The sequence below is a fragment of the Providencia sp. PROV040 genome (genome assembly GCF_032706145.1).
Classification (GTDB): domain Bacteria; phylum Pseudomonadota; class Gammaproteobacteria; order Enterobacterales; family Enterobacteriaceae; genus Providencia; species Providencia hangzhouensis.
The window spans coordinates 2529433-2555470 of record NZ_CP120530.1; the positions used below are offsets into that span (position 1 = coordinate 2529433).

Here is a 26038-nt window from a genome sequence, read left to right on the forward strand (position 1 = left end):
TATTGATATAGGATCATAGCTAAAGTTTACAAAATAATTATATGCACCCTAAAATTTACCTTATTGATGGAATAATAGAAGACTGAGTCGCGTTATTCATCAATAAGAAAATAAATAAGGTTTATTCTTTATGTCTTTTAAGTAAATAAAGATTTTGTAAACTATCTAATTGGTTATTTTATTTTTTGTTTCTTTGCTCGCTTAAAATATGAAGTTGGCACATTAGGGCATACAACCTCTTTAAATTTAACGTCTTTATTCGTCTTCACAGACGGTTCATTTTCAGATGAAACCGGGGCGTTGCTCTGTGGTATTTTGCTTGTCTCTTTCATATATAAACGCTCTTTTGCTTGTATAATATCATTCGTTTTAGCCATTTGATTTTCCCTCTGCCACTAACACTGCATTGACTTGCTCAATACGTTCCACTGCTCGGTTAATGATCTCAACGACTCTTGTTGTCTCTTCTTTCGTCAACTGTTGTATCACGATTTGGTGTCTCAACAATGACTTAAATTTATCTACAGCGCATTCAATTTCATTAGCGAATTGATTACCTGCTTTTAATTCCTGAGCATATTTTAATTTTAGTTGAACTTCTGCCAATATTTCAGCTTTGAGTAATAAAAAACAGCGACCTTCTGGCGTTATGACATAACACTTACGCCCTTTTCCATTATCTTTACCCGCCGAAATAAACCCTAACTCCTCTAATAACGTCAGAGTTGGATATATCACACCTGGGCTTGGGCAATAAAAACCTGCCGTTTCTTCTGCAATTTTTTTTATTAGCTCATAACCGTAATTAATTCCCCCTGTCAGTAAATGTAGGATATAAATCCTTAACTGTTTAGGGTTAAACATACGACTGACACTTTTACCGTTGCACAAACACGGCTCGAGTTGTTGTTCATTTGCCATTAAAATTCTCAGTGGTTATTTATATAAAAACCGATATATCTAATATGATAGTTACTTTTACAGAAAATGCCAGCTTTAGATATATCTATTTTTATGCATAACGTGCTAATGATAATCATTCTTATATGGATTATACCGACTAAATGTCGACACAACAGTAAAAAATGTGCGGTAAATTGTCTAACTGAGTAAAGTTGGCAATAGATATGAAATTAACCTATTTTTGAAGTGATAAAGCCAGCCGTCGGTATGTTGGCTGGCTATAGAAGCGAAGTACAATTACCCAATATTAGGTAATATGTTGAAAACAATCCCTAACTGAACACCAATGACTATAATTCCACAAATAAATACTAATGAAAGACCTAATCCACCGCCTAACACTTGATATTTCCGTTGGTTTAATGTTCTTGATTTAAATGCCATAGCACTAGGTAATAATAAAGCCAGTATTGAAAGTGCGATTGCGGCATACCCTAACGCCATCACAAACCCTTTAGGATAAAATAAAGCAAAAACTAGTGGTGGTCCAAAGGTGAGCAAACCTGTTTGTAGACGCCCTGACGCATTATCTTGACGTTTAAATAAATCCGCTAGAAAGTCAAATAACCCCAAAGCAACACCAAGGAAAGATGTCGCAAGCGCCAAACTCATAAACATTTGTGCAATTAACTCTGTTTTTCCTGATTGAGCCACATCTTTAATTGCATCTAATAATCCATTAAGCCCTGCGTTTTCCGCCAAAATACCAACAAATGTGGTTGTACCAATACTCCCTAATGTTGCGATTTGCCATAAAATATAAGCAATCAACGGGATAGCACTTCCGATAATAAAAATAACCCGCAATTTTTTGACATCTCCCCCCATGTATTTAACGATACTTGGGACGCTACCATGAAAACCAAAGGAGGTAAAAAACACCGGTATAGCAGATAAAATAAGTACTTTTTCAGTTGGGGCAGCTAATAAATTTTGTTGCTCAACATGCGGCATCATTAATGCCAATATAATGACTAAGAAAACAATTTTTGCAGCAAATAAAATACGGTTGATAAAATCTACGGATGAAGTCCCGAAACATACAACTCCCCCACCAATGACGGTAAATACAACAATTCCCATCCAATCTGCCATTTCAATAGCAAAACTACTTTTCAAATTTGATGTAATGATTTCCCCTGCTCCACTGACATAAGCTGCTGTCAATGCATACATCAGGAACATCATACTAAAACCCGTAATAAATTTGCCACTAGAGCCTAAGTACCGTTGTGCAACACTACCGATCCCAGTTTCGTGAGATTCATGTTGATAAACTTCAACCAAAAGTAACGCCGTGTAGCACATCAATGCCCACAACACTAATAACATAGCGAGGCTCACTAAGAAACCATTACCCGCGGCAGCGATAGGCATGGCTAACATACCTGCGCCAATCGTAGTACCTGCAACAATAAATACACTACCAAGTGTGCGATTTTTCATATTGAGATCCTAACAATCAATTAAATATTAATTTTATAATTAGAGTGATTTAACTTATTTTCTTCATTAATGAGTTGTTGTAATTTGTCTTCAAAAATATTTTTTAACTCTGCCCAATAGGTTTCAAAATGTGCCCTATCACGCAGGCAATGTGTCATGACTGCCGCCCGTAGCACATAAATCGACCGTACTTTATGCCATTCACTATCAGAGAATTGTGCATCTCGACATAGATTCAATGGGTTATCGCCATATTCTTCATAAGTTAGCGAGGTTGATGAGGTGAGAAAATCATTAGAATAACTCCGGCCTGCCGCATAAGAGCATAATTCATATAACCGTTTATTTAATTGATTTTGTTTCTCTAAAGAGGTGTTGCCAATTTCACGAAACATAAAGTTAATCATGTGAAAATCGGGCGTTGGCATCGCTATAATTGAAAATTGACGTTCCTCAATAATAAAAGACTCACATTGATTAATTTTATCAATCATCCAATTGGCAGTGATGACCCCAGCCGCAATCACTTTTCCATACCCTAAAACATTTAACGGAACTAAGCGATGTGCAGCCCATACCGCTGCTGCGGTTGCGCCCGCTTTTGACCCTTCCATAATAGATGAGCCCAATAATACATTTTGTGTTTTTTCTGTTTTACGCTGCTTTTCTTGAACCTCTTCAAATACATAAGCGGCATGGTAAGAAACTAAATCCACAATCCGCTTATCTTTCATACAAATTGCACCTGCCGCATAAGGAATAAACCCCACCTTATGAGGGTCAACGGTAATCGAGTCCGCTTGGCTTAATGCTTTAAAGCTTTCATAAACATCACGTTTTGGCCACAACATATTTTCAGGAAAAATCCCTTCACTATGATAGCGTTGGAGTAAATTCTCATACTCCATAAATTGGTTTTCTTCATCGCGAAACATCGCACAAGCGTATCCCGCGTAAGCAGCATCGATATGCACATAAAAAGAAACCCCAAAACGTTGCTCGCATTCACGTCGTAGCTCAATAACTTCTCTGACATTGTCTATTGCGCCAGTTTCTGTGGTACCAACAACGGCAACTACCGCTAAAATTGGCTCCCCTTGCTCAATTAATGTAAATACCGTTTCACGCATTTTACGTACATCTGTTCGATAACTTGCATCAACGGGTAATTGCACAATATTCTGTTGGCCTAAACCAAGAATATCCATCGCTTTCATCCATGAATAGTGTTTAGACTGCGGTACCAATAACTTACCGAGTTTTCCTTGTTCTATTCCAACACCACGGCAGGTTAAATCACGAATTTCCTCAAAAATTTGTTGTTTCTTTAACTCGTCAATTAAATCTAGAACCGCGGAAACTGAGAGATTGAGTAACTCTTTTTCAGTTTTATCCTTTAGCAAGTATTGGGATTTTGGATGCTGCATAATCGCTAACGGCAACGTTTTAATATTTCTAGCTACCCATAAACCTTCGTAGTTAGCAACCGTTCCACCAGATGTAATATGTCCCCAAGCATGTTGTACGTCATAACCAAACATGGCACATAAATCTAACCCGGCTTCTATTTCTAAAACTGTTGTCGTTGGTGAAGATTCTTGTGCACAATTATTGGGGTTGTACATCATCGCCATGACATAAGCCAAATTAGAAATCATTAGTGTATCTGCATTCATATGCCCCATATAACGGGGGGAGAACCATGGAACCGATGTTGTTTTTAATTTTGAAGAGAGTTGATTAAGAATGCCTTCAGTACGATAAAGCGTATCTCGGTACTCGGGAGCATAACGGTCAACAGTAGAGATAAGATCAGGATCTTCAGGATGATAGCTGGAACGCCAATGCATATGTTCACTAACTGAATACTCCATCATTTCTTTGAAAAAGACAGCATTTTCAGATTTAGGACCTAAAAATAATGCATCTACATTTATTTTTGAATTTTTAAAATTATTTATCATTACTACACCTTCAAACTACAATTAACGGGTGCTAATTGCACTTAAGTTACTTAACTTAATATCATTGGAAAGTGCATAACGGGCTGTGTTTATATAAAAGATATCAATATATTAATGATATACATTTAAAAATATCATTTAAGCATTAATTATTGATAAACAAACCGTTAATGGCCAACTTATTTATAGATATAATCTATTTCTATTAAATTATTAATAAACTAATGGGAATTTCATTCTGATTTGTGGACAAGCACAAAAAAACAAAATTTATTCAACTGTAAAGAGATTTTTACGCTGAAAAAGCTTGAACATGTAAAAAATTTGTTATAGATGGTGCGATTTTCACTGCTCTTAAAGAACTAAAGTGAAATAGTGAAAACCGCAGAAAGTAAATCCAATTAACTGTTTAGCAAAACAATTTTCCCAACAAGATCACCTGATTCCATATATTCATGGGCACTCCGCACCTGAGACAAGTGATATGTTTTGTTAATAATAGGTTTTATTTCACCATTTTGTAACAATTCCCAGACTTGCTTCTTTAGTTCTTGGGCAATCACTGCTTTTTCCTCAATAGTTCGAGAACGCATTGTTGATCCCGTATGAGTTAATCTTTTTACCATTAAAGGCATCATATTTAACTCTTTAGGGTTACCTTTCATCATACCAATTTGAATTATTCGTCCAAATTTAGCAGCAACTTGATAATTTTTCGCAACATAATCACCACCGATAATATCTACGACCATATCAACACCTCGAGAAGAGGTATAATTGAGTGTTGCTTCAACAAAATCATCGTTTCTGTAGTTAATAACACAATTTGCGCCTAACGATTTTGCAACTTGAACTTTGTCTTCTGAACCAACAGTAGTAATCACTGTTGCGCCAAAGGCTTTTGCTAACATAATCGCCACGCTACCAATTCCCGATGTTCCACCGTGAATAAGTACCGTTTCGTCTTTTTTAAGTTTGCCTATTTGAAAAACATTTGCCCAAACAGTGAAAAAGTTTTCAGGTATCGCTGCACCCTCGATAAAAGATAAATTCCCTAACGGTAAGGCTATGTTTTTATGCACTAAACAATATTCTGCATAACCTCCCCCGGCAACCAGTCCACAAACTTTGTCTCCGAGCTGCCATTCCTCTACATCATCCGCCTTGGCAACTATAGTTCCTGCAATTTCAAGCCCCATAATCGGAGAAGCATCTGCCGGTGGAGGATAAGACCCCTTACGCTGAAAAATATCAGGGCGATTAACCCCCGCAGCTTCCACCTTAACGAGCAAATACCCTGCAGAAATTCTAGGTAACGGTATATCAATTAATCGCAGCTTTTCTGGTCCACCAGGTTCTATAATGTCTACAACTGTCATCGAGGTGGGTAAAGACTGTTGGATAAGTGCCATTATATTCTCCTTTTTGAGGTTAATTTGAAAAATTGATATTCCTAAATTTATTTTTGTGTTAAATTAATGCTAATTAGTTTAATATTTCGTGCTTAATTACGACAGTTTAGAGTAGTAACTACTATGATGATGTAAGTCATCTTTTTATCGTTTAGAGGCTAAAATTTAATCTATATCAAATTATATACTTAGTAATCTTCTTTAATTTAGCATGAATATCTAAATTCACTAATTTCTCACATGCCTTCTGATTGGCTTTTTTGTTTATTAAGTCGATTCTGTCATACATTACTACTTACTAGTTGCATTATCTTATGTTAAAATTGACTCATATCAATAATTTTAACTTGATTGAGCCTTAAATATGATCCCAGAAAAAAGAGTTGTTCGTCGCATCCAGTCTGGTGGTTGTGCTATTCATTGTCAGGATTGCAGTATTAGCCAGCTTTGCATTCCTTTTACGCTGAATGAACATGAACTGGATCAACTTGATAATATCATCGAACGCAAAAAACCAATTCAAAAAGGCCAAGCTTTATTTAAAGCAGGCGATGAATTGCGTTCATTATATGCCATCCGCTCAGGTACAATAAAAAGCTATACAATAACCGAAGAAGGCGATGAGCAAATTACTGGTTTTCACTTAGCAGGAGACCTTGTTGGCTTTGATGCTATCATTCATACACAGCACCCAAGTTTTGCACAAGCACTTGAAACCTCAATGGTTTGTGAAATACCTTTTGAAACCTTAGACGACTTATCAGGCAAAATGCCTAATTTACGTCAGCAAATTATGCGTTTAATGAGCGGTGAAATTAAAGGTGATCAAGAAATGATCCTTTTATTATCTAAGAAAAATGCGGAAGAGCGTTTAGCTGCATTTATTCTTAACCTCTCTCACCGCTTTGCGGAACGTGGTTTTTCACCAAGAGAATTTAGATTAACCATGACTCGTGGAGATATCGGTAATTATCTTGGCTTAACAGTTGAAACCATTAGTCGCCTTTTAGGACGTTTCCAAAAAAGTGGCATGCTAAGTGTTAAAGGTAAGTACATCACTATCGAGGATATGGCTAAACTGACTGATATCGCTGGTAAAGTTTCAGCAATTACATGCTAATATCCCTAAACGGATCACGTTATCAGTGATCCGTTTTCATTTTTTTCTCCAGATTTCTTGCCTATTTAATCTCAATATCATAGTTTATCTATATGGAAATATCCGTGTATCGAGAGGATTTCAATATGGCAAACTATAAAAACCTGCTAGTTGCAATTGACCCAAATCAGGATGATCAACCTGCATTAAGACGTGCTGTCTACATCGTGCAGCGTAATGGTGGACGGATAAAAGCGTTTTTGCCTATCTACGACCTTTCCTATGACATGACAACCTTACTTTCTCCTGAAGAACGTAATGCCATGCGCAAAGGTGTAATAAGCCAAAAAGCAGCGTGGATCAAACAACAAGCTCATTTCTATCTTGAAGCGGGCATTGATATTGAAATTAAAGTTATTTGGCATAACAAGCCATATGAGGCCATTATTCAGGAAGTAATAAATGGTGAACATGACCTGTTACTGAAAATGGCGCATCAAACCGATAATTTTGAGTCGATTATTTTTACCCCACTAGACTGGCATTTACTCCGAAAATGCCCTGCTCCCGTTTGGATGGTAAAAGACAAAGTATGGCCTGATCACGGTTCAGTGGTTGTAGCCGTTAACTTATCAAATGAGGAATCTTATCACGATGACCTCAATATCAAATTGGTCGAAAAAACAAAAGATTTAGCAACTCGCATTATTAAGGAACAGGAAATCCATTTAGTGAGTGCATATCCTGTTGCTCCTATGAATATTGCCATAGAGTTACCTGATTTCGACCCGAGCCTATATAACAACGCACTACGCGGCCAACATTTAATTGCTATGAAAGAGTTGCGGCAAAAATTTGGGATTGATGAAAAATATACCCATGTCCGTGAAGGCTTACCTGAAAAAATTATTCCAGATATGTGTGAAGAATTGCACGCTGGGGTTGTGGTACTGGGTATTTTGGGCCGTACAGGCATTTCAGCGGCTTTTTTGGGGAATACCGCGGAGCATGTCATCGATAAGCTAAAATGTGATTTATTAGCGATTAAACCTGACGGTTTTGTTTGTCCTATCAGCCCTACCGATGATGATTAGCTAATCATCTAAAACTTATTAAGCCCAATAACATTTATGTTATTGGGCTTAATTTAATCATGGCTAAGTTATTGCTGAACTTTGACTAACTATCGGCCAAGCTTGCATAGCATTAAAAATAACTTGATTAAGTCTTTCAAGATCAATTCCATCACAAGCTTGTATGGTAAAACCATCAATTACCGTTATATAAAAATCAACGATAGCTTCAATCGGCGCATCTGGAGCAACATCACCATCATCAATGCCTTTACGCATACGTGCCAGTAGAATTTCCTGATAACTTTTCCGTTTTTCTTGGACGTTTAATTGCACATCTTCGATTTGCTTTGACCCATTCATTGTCGCTGTAATCAGCATACAACCTGCAGGCTTGTTTGGCTGAATTAGCCTTTTAGCGCTTTCATACATCAGCAATTCAATTGCAATTTTCGCTGTTTTGGCTTGCTTTACAATAGACAAAATAGGACAAGCTTCATTCATCAAATAATAATCAATACATTGATTAAACAACGATGCTTTATCACCAAAAGCACAGTAAAGGCTAGGCGCTGTGATACCTAGCTCTTGAGTTAAATCGCTAATTGAGGTTGCAACATAGCCATTTCGCCAAAACAATAGCATGGCTTTAGCTAGTGCATCTTGTTGGTCAAAGCCTTTAGGCCGCCCGCGTTTTATTTGATTCATATTCTCACTTTACTCGCAGTCAATTCACTATACCACAACTATTTTATAGTGATCATTATAAAAATAATTGACAACGTCTAAATTCACATAAACAATAGCGCCATGATTTTATAGCGGTCACTATAAAATCATTCTTTTTTGTAAACTACTTAACTTTCACGGAAAGCGCATGACAACAACTCATATTTCTTCGCACAATGGTAACTGGCTTTCACTATTATCTGCAACTTTTGCTTGCTTCATTATTGTTACTGGTGAGTTTTTAGCCATTAGTGTGCTAAATAACATCGCTTATGATTTTCAAATATCAACAGGTACCGCAGGACTTACAGTCACTGTCACATCTATCGCAGGTATGGCATCCTCCCTATTTGTCCCCATTTATGCAAAGAATATCGATAGACGCCAAGTTTTACTTTTCTTAGTTGCTCTCATGATATTAGCTAATGCAATTACGGCTTTCGCGTCTAATTTTAGTTTGGTTTTATTAGGTCGATTCGCATTAGGAATTGCACTAGGGGGTTTTTGGGGAGTTGCAGCAGGCTTAGTGATACGTCTAGCACCTAAAAATATGTCAATAACCACATCCGTAACAATATTCTTTTCAGCCGTCACATTAGTCACCGTGCTCGGAGTACCTCTAGGCGCTTGGTTATCTGATAATTATGGTTGGAGAATGCCTTATATTGCGCTGGTTATTGCAGGTGCTGTCGCGTTTTTAATGCAGTATTTCTCTTTACCATCATTAAAACCTTCTTCGTCTATGCAATGGAAGGAATTGTTATTGATGCCATCGCACCCTATTGCGCGTAAAGGGTTAATTATATTCACACTGATTTTTTTAGCACATTTCTCTGCGTATAATTATTTTACGGTGTTCTTTAAACAAACCGCAGGTTTTATCGAAGGACAAATTTCAGCATTATTGCTCTTTTTTGGGGTGGCCAGCGTAGTTGGCAATATACTGGCGGGTTATGTCGGAAAATATAATGTTCGTTATAATTTCGCGATTAGTGCACTTTTATTAGCCTTAGCTTTTCTCGCATTATCTGTTTTAGATTTTAATTGGGCGACCAGTATCATATTTGTTTTTTCATGGGGGATCGCTGCGGGTATGGTTCCTGCAACAATCAATATGTGGATGCACGTTCATGTTCCGGAATTAACTGAGAAAGGTTCCGCCCTTATTACCTTTATGTTTTTAATTCTAATTACTATTGGCAGTCTAGTAGGAGGATACGTCATGGACCATTTCAATGGCGGAGTTCTCATGATGAGCATGCTCATAATATCAACACTAGCATTTTTATTAGTGTTTACCTTTGCTCGAGGGCTAACCAATTGCGCTCGATTTTGCCTCAAATGATGCGTTTATAAGGCTGCATCACATAAACTGATTTAACTCTCAAATATCAAGAAGGGGTGACTGGAATTAACCAATCACCCCTTCTTATTTACTTTACTAATTATTTTGAAATGAATTAGTAACTCATTAAATTACAATGCACGTAAGATTGCATCAACGCTATCTTTCGCATCACCAAACAACATCTGTGTATTTTCTTTGAAGAATAATGGGTTTTGTACCCCAGCATAGCCTGTATTCATTGAACGTTTAAATACAATGACATTGCTTGCTTTCCAAACTTCAAGAACTGGCATACCTGCAATTGGGCTGTTTGGATCTTCTTGAGCCGCTGGGTTAACCGTATCGTTAGCACCAATAACAAGAACGGTATCGGTATCAGAGAAATCATCATTAATTTCATCCATTTCCAATACGATATCATAAGGTACTTTAGCTTCGGCTAATAATACGTTCATATGGCCAGGTAAACGCCCAGCTACAGGGTGAATACCAAAACGCACATTAATACCACGTTCGCGTAATTTAGTGGTGATATCCGCAACAGGGTATTGTGCTTGTGCTACCGCCATACCATACCCTGGAGTGATAATTACTGATGTTGAGTTTTTCAACATTTCAGCGACTTCCTCTGCGGTGCTTTCGCGATACTCACCCATTTCTTCTTCTGTGCCTGTTGAAGAGCCATCTGTACCGAAGCCTCCTGCAATAACACTGATAAACGAACGGTTCATCGCCTTACACATAATATAGGACAGAATCGCACCTGAAGAACCGACCAATGCCCCTGTGACAATCAGCAAGTCATTGCTTAACATAAAACCTGCCGCTGCAGCAGCCCAACCTGAATACGAATTCAGCATTGAAACGACCACTGGCATGTCCGCTCCACCAATTGAAGCGACTAAATGCCAGCCAAAAGCCAAAGCTATCGCGGTCATAATTAGCATCAAGAAGACTTGCAAGCCGACACTTTCTGTTTTAACAAAAATCACTAACAGAATAAATGAAACCACTAACGCCGCTAAATTCAGTTTATGGCGATTAGGTAACATCATCGGTTTTGATGACATTTTCCCTGATAATTTACCATAAGCGACTACTGAACCGGTGAAGGTAACTGCACCAATGAAGATCCCTAAGAAAACTTCAGTTAAGTGAATGTTTTCCATCACAACATCAGCGTGCCCTTCACTTGCGATAAAGCTGTTAAAACCAACCAGCACTGCAGCTAAACCGACGAAACTATGTAAAATAGCCACCAGCTCAGGCATTTCTGTCATTTCAACTTTTTTCGCTAAGCGAATACCAATGACAGCACCAATGACCATCGCAACGATCATCCAGCCCACATTAGCACTGTGAGGACCTAAAATAGTGGCTATCAAGGCGATAGCCATCCCGATAATGCCATAAGTATTCCCACGTTGGGAACTTTCATGACGGGATAGCCCCGCAAGGCTGAAAATAAATAGGATAGCAGCAACTATGTAAGCTGCTGTCACAATTCCACTCGACAACATAAGTTACCCCTTACCCTTTACGAAACATTTTTAACATGCGTTGAGTTACAGTGAACCCACCGAAAATATTGATACTCGCGATCAATATGGCGATAAAGGATAAGAAGCTTACCCAGCCACCGCTGCCAATCTGGAGCAAGGCGCCCACGACGATGATCCCTGAAATAGCGTTAGTGACTGACATTAACGGTGTATGCAATGCATGAGTCACATTCCACACCACGTAATAACCAACCACACAAGCTAAAGCAAATACAGTAAAGTGCGATAAAAACTCTTTTGGTGCTGAATTAGCAAACCAACCAAACAAGATGATAGCTAATGCCATCAAGCCATATTTTACCGTCGGTGACATCTTTTTCTCAGGTGCTTTAACTTTTTCCACCGCTTGCGGTTTCGCCTGCGGCTGAGCAGATACCTGAATTGGGGGCGCTGGCCAAGTGATTTCACCTTGTTTAATCACAGTGACCCCTCGAATTACCAGATCTTCAAAATCAATATCTATTTCACCATTTTTCTCTTTGCACAATAACTTCATCAAGTTAACGAGGTTTGTTCCATATAACTGTGATGACTGTGTTGGTAAACGGCTTGGTAAGTCGGTATAACCAATGATTTTTACACCATTGTCAGTCACAACCAGCTTGTCAGCTTGGGTTAACTCACAGTTCCCCCCAGTTTGCGCCGCTAAGTCAACAATCACACTCCCCGGCTTCATTGATTCAACCATTTCCTTGGTAATCAATTTAGGTGCAGGCTTACCTGGAATCAGTGCCGTAGTTACAATGATATCGACTTCTTTCGCTTGTGCAGCGAACAGTTCCATCTCAGCTTTAATAAATGCTTCTGACATTACTTTGGCGTAGCCATCGCCACTACCGGCCTCTTCTTTGAAATCTAATTCAAGGAATTCAGCCCCCATACTCTGAACTTGCTCTTTCACCTCAGGACGAGTGTCAAAGGCACGCACAATGGCACCTAAACTACCAGCAGCGCCAATCGCAGCAAGGCCTGCAACCCCAGCCCCGATGATCATGACTTTCGCTGGAGGAACTTTACCTGCGGCCGTAATTTGCCCCGTAAAGAAACGACCAAATTCGTGAGCAGCTTCAACAATTGCACGGTAGCCGGCAATATTCGCCATTGAGCTAAGCGCATCAAGTGATTGAGCACGTGAAATGCGTGGTACCGCATCCATCGCCATCACGTTAATTTTCCTAGCTTTTAAAGCTTCCATTAGCTCAGCATTCTGTGCTGGCCAAATGAAACTCACCAGAGTCGCTCCTTCTTTTAATAGAGGAATTTCATCATCCAGTGGCGCGTTGACTTTAAAAACGATATCCGCAGCAAATGCAGTATCACGATCAACGATTTCCGCCCCCGCTTGTTCGTATGCTACATCGTCAAAACTGGCTAAATGACCCGCATTTTGTTCTACACAGACAGAAAAACCTAACTTAAGAAGTTGAGTTACTGTAGATGGTGTAGCTGCAACACGCGCTTCATTGGCAAGTCGTTCTCTTGGTATACCAATACGCATAATGTTCCCTTTTTAATGCCTAACGTAATGTTGTTAATAGAGTGTTTGCTAAAATAATGACTGTCATCACAGAGAAAAGTCTTATTTTGTGCCTAAACAGATTTTTAATGTTCTAATAACCTACTGAAAATAAGCTTCTTGATCCATAATTGATCACGATTCTTAGACAGTAAATGGAATTCGCAGTGAAAATCTTAGTTTTAGGTCAATAAAATACTGGATACTTTAAAAAATCTGGTAAATTTAACTAGTCAATAATTATTTATTTCTCATAAAAATAAAATCATGAGACAACAGGTTCCGTTACGTGTAATAATCACGTACATGTGATACAACTAAGATTCAGCATGTTTATAATAAATTGCGCAAGGCGGAAGGATTTTGTATGAAGCTGAAAACTACGGTCATCGCAGCCGCGGTGTTATCATTAACTAGTATAACTGCTACTCAGGCGGCTGTTGAATTGACGCCAAAACAGGCTACTGAATTAAAACCTTATGAGCGTATAACAGTCACCGGGCGCTTTAATGCTATTTATGAAGCATCCGATGCAGTCTCCCGTAGGGCTGATAAAATGGGGGCATATGCCTTTTACATTCAAAGCCTTGATGATGTAGGTGATAGCGGCAACATGCGTGTTGTTGCTGATGTCTACGCAAAAGATGCACCACAAGTTGATACACCAAAACGTCGTGTATTCGGTGGTGTTGAGGAAATGTCAAAAACTGACGCAACAGAATATGAGCCTTTTGATACTGTTACTGTAAGCGGTTTTTACCCTTCTCAACCAGACCTATATGAGGCTATCGCCAAAAAAGCACTTGAGAAAAATGCTGCCTCGTTCTATGTGGTTCGTAATATCGCAATGAATGATGGTGGAAATACATTAGCAACTGCTTATATCTATAAGAAAGATGCACCGAAACGACAAGTTCTTAATGAAGACGCAGTGGTTCCTGCCGATTCTGACGCTGGTCGTGCTCTATTAGCAGAGGGCGGTGAAGCGGCTAAAAAAGTTCGCATTCCTGGTGTTGCATCTTCTGAAGAACCAACAACCGCAGTCGGACGCTTCTTTGAAACCTCTAGCAGTCAACCGGGTCGTACTAGTGTGACTCTGCCAAGTGGTTATGTTATCGAAGAGGTCAACAAAACAGCAGCTGCACAAATGGTCCCATTTGACTCTATTACATTCTCTGGATATTACACCAATACGCCTGAAGTACGTTACCAAATAGCAAAACGTGCGGAAGCGAAAGGGGCTAAATATTTTCATATTACAAGAGAATGGCAATCTAATGGTGGCAGTGTCACTATCAGTGCTGACTTGTTTAAATAGTCCTAATTTATGTGATGTTAAAACCAGCCTACTCGGCTGGTTTTTTTATTTTTAGACTCTCACTTTAGGTTATATCTCGTCTTTGACTCTATTCATCCTCACTCTTTTGAAAAAGTGCATAAAACATCTTAAAAAATGCATACATTACCATTGCATATCTGTCATTTCGTTCGTAGAATCCACACTCTGAAAACATGCAGTCATTCTATCTGCTTTTTTAATGGCTACTAGTTAAACTCATTATTGTAATGGCACTTTAACGTCATTTTAACTTTTGATTTCTGAACGTTCAGGATTTACTTTGAAAAATACTTTGAGTCTTACCGCACTAACTGCGCTAGTTCTTAGCTCAATGGTTGGCGCCGGTGTTTTTAGTCTCCCTCAAAATATGGCTGAAGTGGCTAGCCCTCTCGCATTAATAATCGGTTGGTCAATTACTGGTGTGGGCATCCTTTTTTTAGCATTTGCCTTATTGTTGCTTTCTCGCATACGACCTGACCTTGACGGTGGGATATTTACTTACGCCAAAGTCGGCTTCGGGGAATTAATTGGTTTTTGCTCGGCGTGGGGTTATTGGCTATGTGCGGTAGTTGCCAATGTGTCTTATCTTGTTATCGTATTCGCAGCAATCAGTTTTTTTACAGATACTCCTGACAACATTATTTTTGGTGATGGGAATACATGGCAAGCCCTAGTCGGAGAATCAATACTCCTCTGGTTTGTTCACTATTTAGTTCTTCGTGGAGTACAAACAGCCGCTGGGATTAATAAACTTGCTACAATGGCAAAACTGGTTCCTCTTGGCTTATTTATTGTATTGGCTTTTTTTGCGTTTAAACTTGATATTTTCAATGCAGATTTTAGTGGTATCGAATTTGGTGTTCCTGTTTGGGAGCAAGTCAAAGATACCATGCTGATTACACTATGGGTATTTATTGGTATCGAAGGTGCCGTTGTCGTCTCTGCACGAGCGAAAAACCGCCGCGATGTTGGCTTAGCAACAATTTTCGCTGTAAGTTCTGCTTTAATTATCTATATTCTAGTGACCTTACTTTCTTTAGGTATTATGCCTAGAGCTGAACTTGCAGAAATAAAAAATCCATCCATGGCCCCACTCATGATAAGTTTAATTGGTTCGAGTGGTGATATTATTATTGCAGCGGGCCTAATTATTTCTGTTTGTGGAGCTTACCTAAGTTGGACTATTATGGCCGCTGAAGTACCTTATATTGCAGCCCAATACCAATCATTTCCTAAAATATTCAATAAATTAAATAAGAATGATGCCCCATCATCTTCTTTATGGCTCACTAATGGTGCAGTACAGCTATCTTTAGTTCTTATTTGGCTTAGTGGGAGTAATTACAATACATTGCTTACCATTGCCTCTGAAATGATTTTAGTCCCCTATTTCCTTGTTGGTGCATTTTTAGTAAAAGTAGCTTTTGAACGTCATAATAAGGCATTACTTGCCGTTGGAGCTATTGCCAGTCTTTATGGTCTATGGTTGCTTTATGCATCAGGGTTAATCAATTTACTATTATCCGTCGTTTTATATGCCCCTGGTATTTTGGTATTTTTCTATGCTCGCCAGCAGCAAACCAACCAAATGCCATTAAAAGCGATTGAAAAAATCATGGCATATGCCATTGCTATCGGCGCTATCCCAGCGCTCTATTATTTGGTTGCCTAGTTTTAGAAACGAGGGCTTAATTTTAACCCATAAATTTAAGCCTTCATTTACTGCAACATCCTGTTTTTTTGATTACTAAATCACTCCATAATTTTCTAGTCGTAATTTCCTTTACAATTTCCCCTCTCCTTTGCTGGTTAAAATTTCTGTTGTATGAGCTTCGATGCTTATATTTTTATCATTCATTAGTATGTTGTAACTAAATGATTAAGGCCAACTAAAAATGAAAAGCGCTTCATATACAGAATACGTGAAGCGCTAATTAGTCAAAATAAAGCTTACAGTTGTTGAGATAACTGTTCCATCGCCTGCATAATTCGCTTATCCGAAATTGGATATGGCGTTCCAAGCTGCTGGGCAAACAGACTGACTCTCAGTTCTTCAATCATCCAGCGAATTTCTTGGACTTCTGGCATATTTCTCTGAACTGGAGATAATTTTACTAACCATTGCTGCCACATATTCTGAACATGCTCTACTTTACTCAGTTGTGCACGATCTCGGTTAGGATCAATAGCTAGTTTTTCTAATCGCCGCTCTATTCCATTTAAATAACGAAGAATATCAGGTAAGCGTTTCCAACCATGAGTAGTCACAAAACCTTTAAACACTAAGTTCGACATTTGTGTTTTTATATCCGATAACGCTATTGCCATCGAAAAATCAACCCGCCCTTTTAGACGTTTATTGATTGCAAACACCACCGTTAATATTTGTTCAACTTGCTTAGCAATATTAACAACCACATCATTTAATTCTGCCCGTGCAAGCTCTTTCAGTTTTTCAAACTGTTCTTCATTCCATACCGCGCCACCAAAATCAGAGATTATTTGGTCGACACCACAAGCAATACAATCATCTATTAACTCCAATACCTTGCCATAGGGGTTAAAGTACAAACCCAATTTTGATTTATTGGGTAGTTTTTCATGTAAATACTTAATTGGCGATGGAATATTTAACAGTAATAATCGACGCACACCAGCCCACATTGCTTGCTGCTGTTCTAATTCTGTTTCAAACACCTTGATACCAACACTATTTCTTTCATCGACTAATGCAGGATAAGCTTTAACGGAATATCCGCCTCTCTTTTGCTCATAGCGTTGAGGTAATTCACCAAAACTCCAAATATGTAACCCATGTTGCTCAATACCGTCATCTACAACTTCAGACAACGTTTCTTGCACTTTTTCTTTTAGGCTATTTTTTAGCTCATCAAGATTTTGCCCTTCCGCAACGGTTTTATTTTTGTCGCCTACAACACGATATGTCATTTTTAAATGAGCGGGAAGTTGCTCTAATTGCCATGATTCACGTTCAACAGTGACGCCTGTCATACGGCGTAATTCACGTTCAAGTTTATCCAATACACTCCCCTCAGGCTCAGGGACTCGTTCTAAAAATGCAGAAGCATAGTTAGGTGCAGGAACAAAATTTCGCCTAATTGGTTTAGGTAATGATTTAATTAAAGCAACGATCAACTCATGACGCAGTCCCGGAACTTGCCAATCAAAGCCAATATTCTGAACCTGATTCAATATCGCAAGTGGTACATGGACAGTCACTCCATCTGCATCAGTTCCTGGCTCAAATTGATAACTCAACCGAAATTTCAAATCCCCTTGATACCAATAGTTTGGGTAATCAAGAGCCGAAACATTACTCGCATCCTCCTTGATCAGCATACTTTTTTCAAAGCTTAACAAGTCAGATTGTTGCTTAGATGCCTTTTTCCACCAATTATCAAAATGACGAGAGGAAATCACATCATTCGGGATCCGTTGGTCATAAAATGCAAATAACGTTTCATCATCAACTAAAATGTCACGCCGACGTGATTTATGCTCCAAATCTTCGACTTCAGATAGTAATTTCAGATTTTCTTTAAAGAATGCGTGGCGTGTGACCCAATCCCCTTCAACCAATGCATGCCGAATAAATAATTCACGGCATAATAACGGGTCAATATTCCCATAATTAACCTGCCTTGATGCAACAATGGGTAGCCCATATAAAGTCACTTTTTCTGACGCCATTACCGCGCCTTCAGATTTTGACCAATGAGGCTCACTATAGCTATGTTTAGTCAAATGTTCTGCTAAGGGTTCAACCCACTCAACATCGATTGATGCGGCAATTCTTCCCCATAATTTCGACGTTTCAACAAGTTCCGCAACCATTGCCCATTTCGGTGGTTTTTTAAATAAACCCGACCCAGGAAAAATAGTAAAACGTGCATTTCTAGCCCCAGTAAACTCGTGTTTATCTGCATCTTTTTGTCCAATATGTGAAAGCAGCCCAGCCAATAACGAAACGTGAATGCTCCGAAAATCAGCCTCCGCACTATTAATGGCAAAACCTTGCTCTTTTACCACTTGCCTCAATTGGGTATACAAATCTTGCCATTCCCGAATACGCAAATAATTAAGAAAATCTTGGCGACACATTTTTCTAAATTGAGCGTTAGAAAGCTGTGTTTGTTGTTCTTTTAAGTAATCCCAAAGATTTAAAAAAGCTAAGAAATCTGATTGCTTATCATGGAAACGACGATGTTTTTCATCGGCAGCTTGCTGTTTGTCTAAAGGTCTCTCCCTTGGGTCTTGAATTGATAATGCAGAAACAATCACCATTGCTTCACGTACTGCCCCGTGTTTACGTGCTTCAATCACCATACGAGCAAGTCTTGGGTCAACAGGAAGCTGGGCTAGTTGTCTACCCGTATCCGTTAGTTGATACCCTTTATCCGCCTGTTTATGGGACTTAATTGCACCTAGCTCCTCCAGTAATTTCACACCATCTTGGATATTGCGTTTATCTGGAGCCTCCACAAATGGAAATGCAGAAATATCACCAAGACCAATAGAAGTCATTTGTAATATAACTGACGCTAAATTCGTCCGTAAAATTTCAGGGTCCGTGAACTCTGGGCGTGATAAGAAGTCATCTTCTGAGTATAAACGAATACAAATCCCGTCAGAAACACGGCCACAGCGCCCCTTACGTTGGTTAGCTGAAGCTTGAGAAATGGCTTCAACAGGAAGACGTTGTACTTTGGTACGGTAACTATAACGACTGATTCGCGCATAACCGGTATCAATGACATATTTTATACCCGGTACAGTTAATGATGTTTCTGCTACGTTTGTTGCAAGAATGATCCGCCGTCCCCCATGAGGATGGAAGATACGATTTTGCTCACTATTCGAGAGCCTTGCGAAAAGAGGTAAGATTTCAGTGTGGCGTAAAGAAAGTTTTGATAACGCATCGGCGGTATCACGAATTTCCCGCTCACCGCTCATAAAAATCAATATATCGCCATTACCTTCAACCGATAGTTCATTTACCGCATCAATTATCCCATCAATTTGGTCACGGTCACTATCGTTCTGGTCTCCCATGATAGGACGATAACGAACTTCAACAGGATAGGTACGCCCAGACACTTCAACAATTGGGGCATGACTAAAGTGCTTCGAAAAACGCTCAGGGTCAATGGTTGCTGATGTAATAATAACTTTTAAATCAGGACGTTTTGGTAATAATTGACGTAAATAACCTAAAATAAAGTCGATATTCAGGCTTCTTTCGTGAGCCTCATCGATAATAATAGTGTCATATTGCAGCAGCAATTTGTCATTTTGTAGTTCTGCAAGCAAGATACCATCAGTCATCAATTTGACTTGAGTCGTTTCACTCACTTGGTCACTAAAGCGTACTTTATAACCAACATTTGTACCTAATTCACATTCAAGTTCTTGAGCTAAGCGTGACGCAACTGAGCGCGCGGCTAAACGTCTTGGTTGAGTGTGACCAATAAACCCTAGAACCCCTCTGCCAAGTTCAAGACAAATTTTGGGGATTTGCGTTGTTTTACCTGACCCAGTTTCACCAGCAATAATAACAACTTGATGTTTTTTAATGGCATCTAAAATGACATCTTTCTTCAGGCTGACCGGTAAATTATCCGGATACACAATTTTAGGCGCATTTAATCGTTTAATTTCAACCTTTTGCTTTGCCTTTTCAATATCTATTTTGATAGCATCAAGTACCGCAGAGCGCGATTTTTCGTTCTGGATCTTTGCAATACCTTGCACTCTTTTTTTCAGTAACCATTGGTCACGTAATGAAGTTTGTCCAATATCAGCGGTTAATGCTGTCAGTATGGATTTCACCTGTTGAATCCTTATCTTTAATAAATTTCAATACACGATAGCCAATCAGCTTCGCAATTTGTGAGGGCTAAATTTCGCTTTTATTTTTAATTGTTGTTATCACATAAAAATACCATCAATTTTTTTGAAGAAAGCTATCTAATATTTTTCCTATCAATCAGTTACACATCACGTATTATTACCAATAAAGTTTTACCTAAAAAATAGAGGAACACATGAGTAAAGTATTACTATTGAAATCAAGTATTCTGGCTGACTATTCACAAAGCAATAAAATGGCAGATTACTTTATTCAACAATGGCAGGAAAAACACTCAGCAGATACAGTAACTGTACGAGATTTAGTCAAAGAGCCAATTCCAGCGATTGACGGTGAAATTTTAGCAGCTTTTGGTCCAAGTGACACGAAAACAGCACAACAACAAGCACATTTAGACCTGTCAAATGCGTTGATTGAGGAAATTAAAGCTCACGATGTGATTGTTATTGCAGCTCCGATGTATAACTTTACGATTTCTTCTCATTTAAAACACTATTTCGACTTTATCGCTCGCTCAGGGCACACGTTTAAATATACAGAACAAGGTTCTGTTGGCTTATTAAAAGACAAGCGCGCATATGTATTAACGAGCCGAGGCGGTATTTATAAAGACACACCAACAGATACCATGGTGCCTTATTTAACACTATTTCTAAATTTCATTGGTATTACCGACGTTGAGTTCGTTTTTGCTGAAGGCACGTCGTTAGGCCAAGAATCAGTCGAAAAGGCACATCAACAAGCACAAAGCCATATAAATACCATTGTCGCTTAAAATATATCCATTTAAGCAAGATATTATTAAAACCCAAAGCTACCATTGTTAAATTTTGCGCACTTTCTGAGTGCGCTTTTTATTTCTTTTGTAACCATTGACCATTAATTCCACGCACAAACTCCCCAGGACTAGCCCGCTCTACAAGTTTTTGTCCTGCTATCCTTGCGATATCATTTGTTTTTAGGTTATTTTTTGCAGCAATTTCGCTGTATCTTTTTTCCCGTTCTTGGTTGATTTGTGCCGCTAGTTTAGTGGCCTCTAGATTACTCGTATTAATTGGAGCTAAATACCCCGATAACGTTTCCCCTAATAGACCTGTTTCTTTGGCCTCATCAACCGTTATTGCTATAGCCTGAAAGGCAGTCAATAACGAACACAGGGCAAATACTTTGATTATTCGATTCATTTTGGGTTTACCTCACCGAACAAATCACTATTTTCTTTCAATAATTCTTCTACTTGCCTATCCGCTTTTATTTGGATTTCATGTTCAATTTTTACATTCATATTAATATTGATGGGCTTATCCGGTGTTGCGACCTCAACTCGCAAGCAAGCTGATAACAGCAACACAATCGATATAGCTGTAGTGAATTTTAATATTTTCACGTTCATTCTTATGCTCATTATAAATTTTTTTCCAACCACTCTTCTAAAGAGCTACCAAATCGTAAACTACGCCATAATTGAAAGATATTTTCTTCATGTTGATAATGCAAATGAACTTCGCGTTTTTTCTTTTCTTGCGTGTTATACCCTTCAAGGATTGTTGTCATCTTTAACAGCCCTAAATTTGTGACATTAACATCTGTACGGCTGCGTTTTATTTCCAAATATTGTAACCACCCCATTGCGGATCCCGCAGATATATTATCTTCTCGAATAGAGTCAACAAATTGGGTATCTAATCGTAATGTTAATGGCCCACTATTTTCTAACCACCCATCTTTAACTATCCATTCTGGGTTATTTAAATAAAAAGGTAATTCTCCATTAACTTTACCAGAGACAGCAAATTGCGACACTTTTAGTATGGTAAATAACTGGCTAAGTTCAATCTGCTTTAATTTTATCGTAGAGGCTTGAGTTTGTGGCCAGCGCAGTAAATCCATCGATATTTCACCTCCTAATGTTTTAAAGCCTACATTAGTCAGTTTTAATGGCGAATTTTCCGTTGGCGGATAAGAACCAGAGAGATCAGCTTTAATATCCGTTAATTCAAATAAATTATTGAGCTGTTTAATACGCAACTCAACGGGTGCTTTTCCCCCCAAAGTCCAGGTACTTTGTTTTAAACGCCACGGTAAAACAAAATCTAATCCTGATAATTCGCCATCTTTTAACCAAAGGCTAGTATTCTCGACACGCCAATGTCCTCCAGCAATAAAACCCTCTTCCGGTGTTATTGAAAAAGCGGCTTGAGAAAATAATTTGCCTTGTTTTAATTCAATTCCAAGGTCAGCAGGAATTAACGTTTGAAAAGCTGTGACCGACTGTTCAGGCCAACGAGCCTCCCCTCTTAATCTTTCACCGTCCCAGCGCCCAAAGATGACTATTGGCCCGACATCTTTAGTACTTAAATCGCCTTTAAGTTGAAACTCAGCAGGAGATTTTCCCCTAAGATCTGCGTTTAATGTGATCCTTGGCAGATAACTTTCAGTGCCGAATTGCATCCGTTCACTGGTAAGCTGTAATTTTCCATTAAAACTGGCTTTATTCTGATCACGTTGCCAAATCAATGGGTTACTTAGCTGTAAACGTGGAGCCCTCATCGATAAAAGCCCATATTGTATTTGGTCAAACCCTGTATTTAAGCTATTTAATGTAATTAAAGTGTCCTGCCAACTCCCATTTCCCTTAATATCCCAATTAGCTGATAATGAGGGTAAATTGGCATTTCCCCAATAATTCCAAAACCATTTTCCCTTATCTAAGGTAAATTTATTAGCTTTGCCATCCAAATGAATATCAAAACTCCCCCAATATTGCTCTTTAATTTTTAGAATAGCTTGTAAACGTCCTGAAATACCCTCTTCACCTAACGATGTTCCTGCAAGTGGTAATCTAGCTTCATTAAGAACCAGTGTTTCCGAAAGACGGCCATAAGCTCTTAATAATGAACTGGATAAAAAAGAAATTTTGGGGGCAGCTAACTGGCCTGAAACCTTTGCAGGCAAATTAATATCCAGCACCATATCATCATATTTAACTTGGCCATGTAACCTAAAATTAATATCAGCATTGAGTAAATTTATCTGAGTAGATGGCACAGCTAAGACAATATTGGCTTTCCCTTTCTTTGCTTGTGTGAGCATATTAATACGCCCAGAAAATACCATTTCACTTAATGTATTATCCCAGTTATCAACTTGAAAGCTGATACCGCCTTGTAAAGGGATATCTGCTTCTTTCCATTGCCACTTACCTTGCGCTATTTGTATTCGAGAAGGCGATAGTGACCATGGTAAATAAAGCAATTCTTTCTTTGTGTCTGTATCCATGACGCTAAAGACACCTTGGTCATTCAACCAACTGAATTTAGCTTGTAAGAATTTTTCTGGGTTGATTAACTTAAAATAAGCATTCAACTCCCCTTTTTCTGGAAGCTGATTTGCCATTAAGGGAAGCTGCACATCACCAAATAATTCTATTGTTTGCTTTTGTTCTGGTAGAAATGCTAAAAAATTTTGAATGACTAATTGGTGTTCCGTATTAATTAAAGATGACAACCTTAAATTGTCGCCCCTAAAATCAAATTCTAGAGGGTTAACCTGATTTTTACGCAACCAAATACTGCCTTGGTAATCACTCCATGGCTGTATATTGGTATTATTGATAACTAATGAAAAAACCGGAATATTATCGATAAGTTCTGCAATATTAATCGGTTCATTATCCATTTCATTCGTTGGCTCAAGAGCACTCAAACATTCAGTTTTAACATCAAGGTCATCCACAATAGCGTGTAAGGGAAAGATAGAAAGTCTTGTGCTATTCAACTGAACTAATGTGCAATTATTTGCTGTTATACTGATATTTGCTATATCCAACTGGCCATGGCTAATTCTTGGTTCTGAAAACGACAGTTTAAATGGCTTAGGAAGATAGTGTGATGCAACAACTGGAGCCCAATGGGATATCGTTATCCATAAAAGTATTAAGAGAGCAATGCTTCCACCCAAAAAGCAGAGTAATATTCTGAATGCTCTTTTCATTAACTGCATTACTACGTCCCTTGTTTGAATTGTTCTATAGCGCAAGTGATAAATTTCAACAAAATTTCCTCATTAAACACGATACTAACAAAGATAAACCACATTCAATCGTAAACAGATACCTATTTTCTTAATTTATAGGTGATTTACAAACTTAATTGTCTTATTCTGAGTTTATATTTTGTAGGTACACCTTTTTACCTACTCTTTTCTAATTGGTTCCTAAAAATTGGAGTCTTCATGATGAAAATTGTTTCTTATAGTACCAAACAGTATGACCGCAAGCACATGGAACAAGTTAATCAAAATTCTGGATTTAATTTTAGTATTGAATATTTTGATTTTCCATTGACCGTTCAGACAGCTAAAAATGCTGTTGGTGCAGATGCTATCTGTATTTTCGTTAACGACGAAGCTAATCGTGCTGTTTTAGAAGAACTTGCCGCACTCAATATTCGAATTTTAGCTTTACGTTGCGCTGGTTTTAACAATGTTGATTTACAAGCTGCTAAAGAATTAGGTATTCAAGTTGTCCGAGTTCCCGCTTATTCTCCTGAAGCCGTTGCCGAACATACTGTTGGTATGATGCTCTGCCTTAACCGTAGGATCCATCGAGCATACCAACGTACTCGAGATGCAAATTTTTCTCTCGAAGGATTAACAGGTTTTAATATGCATAACCGCACTGCTGGAATTATTGGTACCGGAAAAATTGGCCAAGCGACGCTACGTATTTTAAAGGGATTTGGAATGCGCTTACTCGCACACGACCCATACCCGAACCAAGCTGTTTTAGATATGGGCGCTGAATACGTTGACTTGGATACTTTATATGAACAATCAGATATTATTTCCCTTCATTGTCCATTAACACCTGAGAATCATCACCTACTCGATGAAAATGCATTCAAAAAGATGAAAAATGGGGTCATGATCATCAATACAAGCCGAGGCGCGTTAGTCGATTCTGTTGCAGCAATCAATGCACTAAAATTACAGAAAATTGGCGCTTTAGGTATGGATGTATATGAAAATGAACGTGATTTATTTTTCGAAGATAAATCTAATGATGTAATTCAAGATGATGTTTTTCGTCGTCTTTCTTCTTGTCACAATGTGTTATTTACCGGGCATCAAGCGTTTTTAACGGAAGAAGCATTAACAAGTATCAGTCAAACTACGCTTAATAATATCCGTCAAATTAGTCATGGGGAAACTTGCCCTAATATTGTTAACGCATAGTTGGATCGGGAACTATGAAACGCCTAATTCCACTTACTATTTTGGGTTTATTGCTAGCAGCATGCCAAACTCATCAAGTCAATGCGCGTAATGATGACCAAGCACTTGAAAATAAGTTGATGCATCATCGTTTTATTTTAACTGAAGTGAATGGTAAGACGATTAGTAGCAAGCAAACTGTACCTTCCCTTGCTTTTGGCGAGAAAATGTTTGTTTCTGCATCAATGTGTAATGATTTTAACGGATTTGGCAATATCAAAAACGCAAAAATCACCGTAAAAAACTTAAGTAAAACTGAACTCGAATGTGTTGATGAAGATTTATCTAAATGGGATTCAATGATAAATCGAGTACTGTCTGATGGCGCAGTTATTTCATTAAACAACAACCAGCTAGTATTAATTCAAGGTCATTACAAATTAGTTTATACACTACGTGACTACGTCCATTAATGAATTATCC

The 26038-nt window shown here is 38.4% G+C and carries 20 protein-coding genes; 8 read left to right on the forward strand and 12 right to left on the reverse strand.

What is annotated here, in order from left to right; translation table 11 throughout:
• Nucleotides 1–173: 173 nt before the first annotated feature.
• The 5 genes from P3L40_RS11585 to P3L40_RS11605 all read right to left on the reverse strand — a co-directional run bounded on the left by P3L40_RS11585 (nt 174) and on the right by P3L40_RS11605 (nt 5785).
• Nucleotides 174–377: a hypothetical protein gene (locus tag P3L40_RS11585; RefSeq protein WP_004254804.1), complete on the reverse strand. Its 204-nt coding sequence runs from the start codon at nt 375–377 to the stop codon at nt 174–176.
• Nucleotides 370–921 carry a PadR family transcriptional regulator gene (locus P3L40_RS11590; protein ID WP_004254808.1) on the reverse strand — a complete coding sequence of 184 codons (552 nt, stop codon included), beginning with the start codon at nt 919–921 and terminating at the stop codon, nt 370–372. Before P3L40_RS11590 ends, P3L40_RS11585 begins: the two co-directional genes overlap by 8 nt.
• Before the next feature lie 279 nt (nt 922–1200).
• On the reverse strand, nt 1201–2349 hold the full coding sequence (gene tyrP / locus P3L40_RS11595) for a tyrosine transporter TyrP (RefSeq protein WP_310889348.1): 1149 nt from the start codon (nt 2347–2349) through the stop codon (nt 1201–1203).
• An 80-nt stretch (nt 2350–2429) separates the two neighbouring features.
• Nucleotides 2430–4370 carry a pyridoxal phosphate-dependent decarboxylase family protein gene (locus P3L40_RS11600; RefSeq protein WP_210852546.1) on the reverse strand — a complete coding sequence of 647 codons (1941 nt, stop codon included), beginning with the start codon at nt 4368–4370 and terminating at the stop codon, nt 2430–2432.
• A gap of 404 nt (nt 4371–4774) precedes the next feature.
• Nucleotides 4775–5785, reverse strand: coding sequence for an NAD(P)H-quinone oxidoreductase (locus P3L40_RS11605; protein ID WP_210852487.1), 1011 nt, complete (start codon nt 5783–5785; stop codon nt 4775–4777).
• A gap of 364 nt (nt 5786–6149) precedes the next feature.
• Here P3L40_RS11605 and P3L40_RS11610 point away from each other — a divergent pair, with 364 nt between their 5' ends.
• Nucleotides 6150–6905: an FNR family transcription factor gene (locus P3L40_RS11610; RefSeq protein ID WP_004254821.1), complete on the forward strand. Its 756-nt coding sequence runs from the start codon at nt 6150–6152 to the stop codon at nt 6903–6905.
• Nucleotides 6906–7030: 125 nt separating this feature from the next.
• Nucleotides 7031–7978 carry a universal stress protein UspE gene (gene uspE / locus P3L40_RS11615; protein WP_136134974.1) on the forward strand — a complete coding sequence of 316 codons (948 nt, stop codon included), beginning with the start codon at nt 7031–7033 and terminating at the stop codon, nt 7976–7978.
• 63 nt (nt 7979–8041) lie between these two features.
• Here uspE and P3L40_RS11620 read toward each other — a convergent pair whose 3' ends face one another.
• The gene (locus P3L40_RS11620) at nt 8042–8665 is read right to left on the reverse strand and encodes a TetR/AcrR family transcriptional regulator (RefSeq protein ID WP_136134975.1); all 624 of its coding nucleotides are present in this window, start codon (nt 8663–8665) and stop codon (nt 8042–8044) included.
• A 169-nt stretch (nt 8666–8834) separates the two neighbouring features.
• On the opposite strand from P3L40_RS11620, the gene P3L40_RS11625 reads away from it, so the two are divergent.
• Nucleotides 8835–10031 carry an MFS transporter gene (locus tag P3L40_RS11625; protein ID WP_004254829.1) on the forward strand — a complete coding sequence of 399 codons (1197 nt, stop codon included), beginning with the start codon at nt 8835–8837 and terminating at the stop codon, nt 10029–10031.
• Between the two features lie 131 nt (nt 10032–10162).
• Here the strand turns inward: P3L40_RS11625 and pntB are convergent, their stop codons facing one another.
• Together pntB and pntA are read right to left on the reverse strand one after the other, a co-directional pair.
• Nucleotides 10163–11551 carry a Re/Si-specific NAD(P)(+) transhydrogenase subunit beta gene (gene pntB / locus P3L40_RS11630; protein WP_094960629.1) on the reverse strand — a complete coding sequence of 463 codons (1389 nt, stop codon included), beginning with the start codon at nt 11549–11551 and terminating at the stop codon, nt 10163–10165.
• A 13-nt stretch (nt 11552–11564) separates the two neighbouring features.
• Nucleotides 11565–13094, reverse strand: coding sequence for a Re/Si-specific NAD(P)(+) transhydrogenase subunit alpha (gene pntA / locus P3L40_RS11635; RefSeq protein ID WP_004254837.1), 1530 nt, complete (start codon nt 13092–13094; stop codon nt 11565–11567).
• A gap of 385 nt (nt 13095–13479) precedes the next feature.
• Here pntA and ydgH point away from each other — a divergent pair, with 385 nt between their 5' ends.
• Both ydgH and P3L40_RS11645 read left to right on the forward strand, forming a co-directional pair.
• Complete coding sequence (gene ydgH, locus P3L40_RS11640) at nt 13480–14430, forward strand: DUF1471 family protein YdgH (RefSeq protein ID WP_004254841.1); 951 nt, start codon at nt 13480–13482, stop codon at nt 14428–14430.
• Between the two features lie 352 nt (nt 14431–14782).
• Nucleotides 14783–16123 (forward strand): basic amino acid/polyamine antiporter, encoded by a 1341-nt coding sequence (locus P3L40_RS11645; protein WP_004254844.1) that lies wholly within the window; start codon nt 14783–14785, stop codon nt 16121–16123.
• Between the two features lie 278 nt (nt 16124–16401).
• On the opposite strand, the gene hrpA is transcribed toward P3L40_RS11645, so the two are convergent.
• Nucleotides 16402–20301, reverse strand: coding sequence for an ATP-dependent RNA helicase HrpA (gene hrpA, locus P3L40_RS11650; protein ID WP_136134977.1), 3900 nt, complete (start codon nt 20299–20301; stop codon nt 16402–16404).
• A gap of 215 nt (nt 20302–20516) precedes the next feature.
• On the opposite strand from hrpA, the gene P3L40_RS11655 reads away from it, so the two are divergent.
• Nucleotides 20517–21116 carry an FMN-dependent NADH-azoreductase gene (locus P3L40_RS11655; protein ID WP_136134978.1) on the forward strand — a complete coding sequence of 200 codons (600 nt, stop codon included), beginning with the start codon at nt 20517–20519 and terminating at the stop codon, nt 21114–21116.
• Between the two features lie 79 nt (nt 21117–21195).
• On the opposite strand, the gene P3L40_RS11660 is transcribed toward P3L40_RS11655, so the two are convergent.
• Genes P3L40_RS11660 through P3L40_RS11670 form a run of 3 tightly spaced genes read right to left on the reverse strand, consistent with a single transcriptional unit; the run spans nt 21196 to nt 24343 of the window.
• Entirely contained in the window at nt 21196–21525 is a 330-nt protein-coding gene (locus P3L40_RS11660) for a YdbL family protein (protein ID WP_210852486.1), read from the reverse strand.
• On the reverse strand, nt 21522–21734 hold the full coding sequence (locus tag P3L40_RS11665; protein ID WP_050763751.1) for a YnbE family lipoprotein: 213 nt from the start codon (nt 21732–21734) through the stop codon (nt 21522–21524). The genes P3L40_RS11660 and P3L40_RS11665 overlap by 4 nt, the downstream gene beginning before the upstream one ends.
• 11 nt (nt 21735–21745) lie before the next feature.
• Complete coding sequence (locus P3L40_RS11670) at nt 21746–24343, reverse strand: YdbH family protein (RefSeq protein ID WP_228677019.1); 2598 nt, start codon at nt 24341–24343, stop codon at nt 21746–21748.
• A 234-nt stretch (nt 24344–24577) separates the two neighbouring features.
• On the opposite strand from P3L40_RS11670, the gene P3L40_RS11675 reads away from it, so the two are divergent.
• Nucleotides 24578–25576: a 2-hydroxyacid dehydrogenase gene (locus tag P3L40_RS11675; protein ID WP_094963091.1), complete on the forward strand. Its 999-nt coding sequence runs from the start codon at nt 24578–24580 to the stop codon at nt 25574–25576.
• Between the two features lie 14 nt (nt 25577–25590).
• Nucleotides 25591–26028 carry an META domain-containing protein gene (locus tag P3L40_RS11680; RefSeq protein WP_094963074.1) on the forward strand — a complete coding sequence of 146 codons (438 nt, stop codon included), beginning with the start codon at nt 25591–25593 and terminating at the stop codon, nt 26026–26028.
• Nucleotides 26029–26038: the final 10 nt, after the last annotated feature.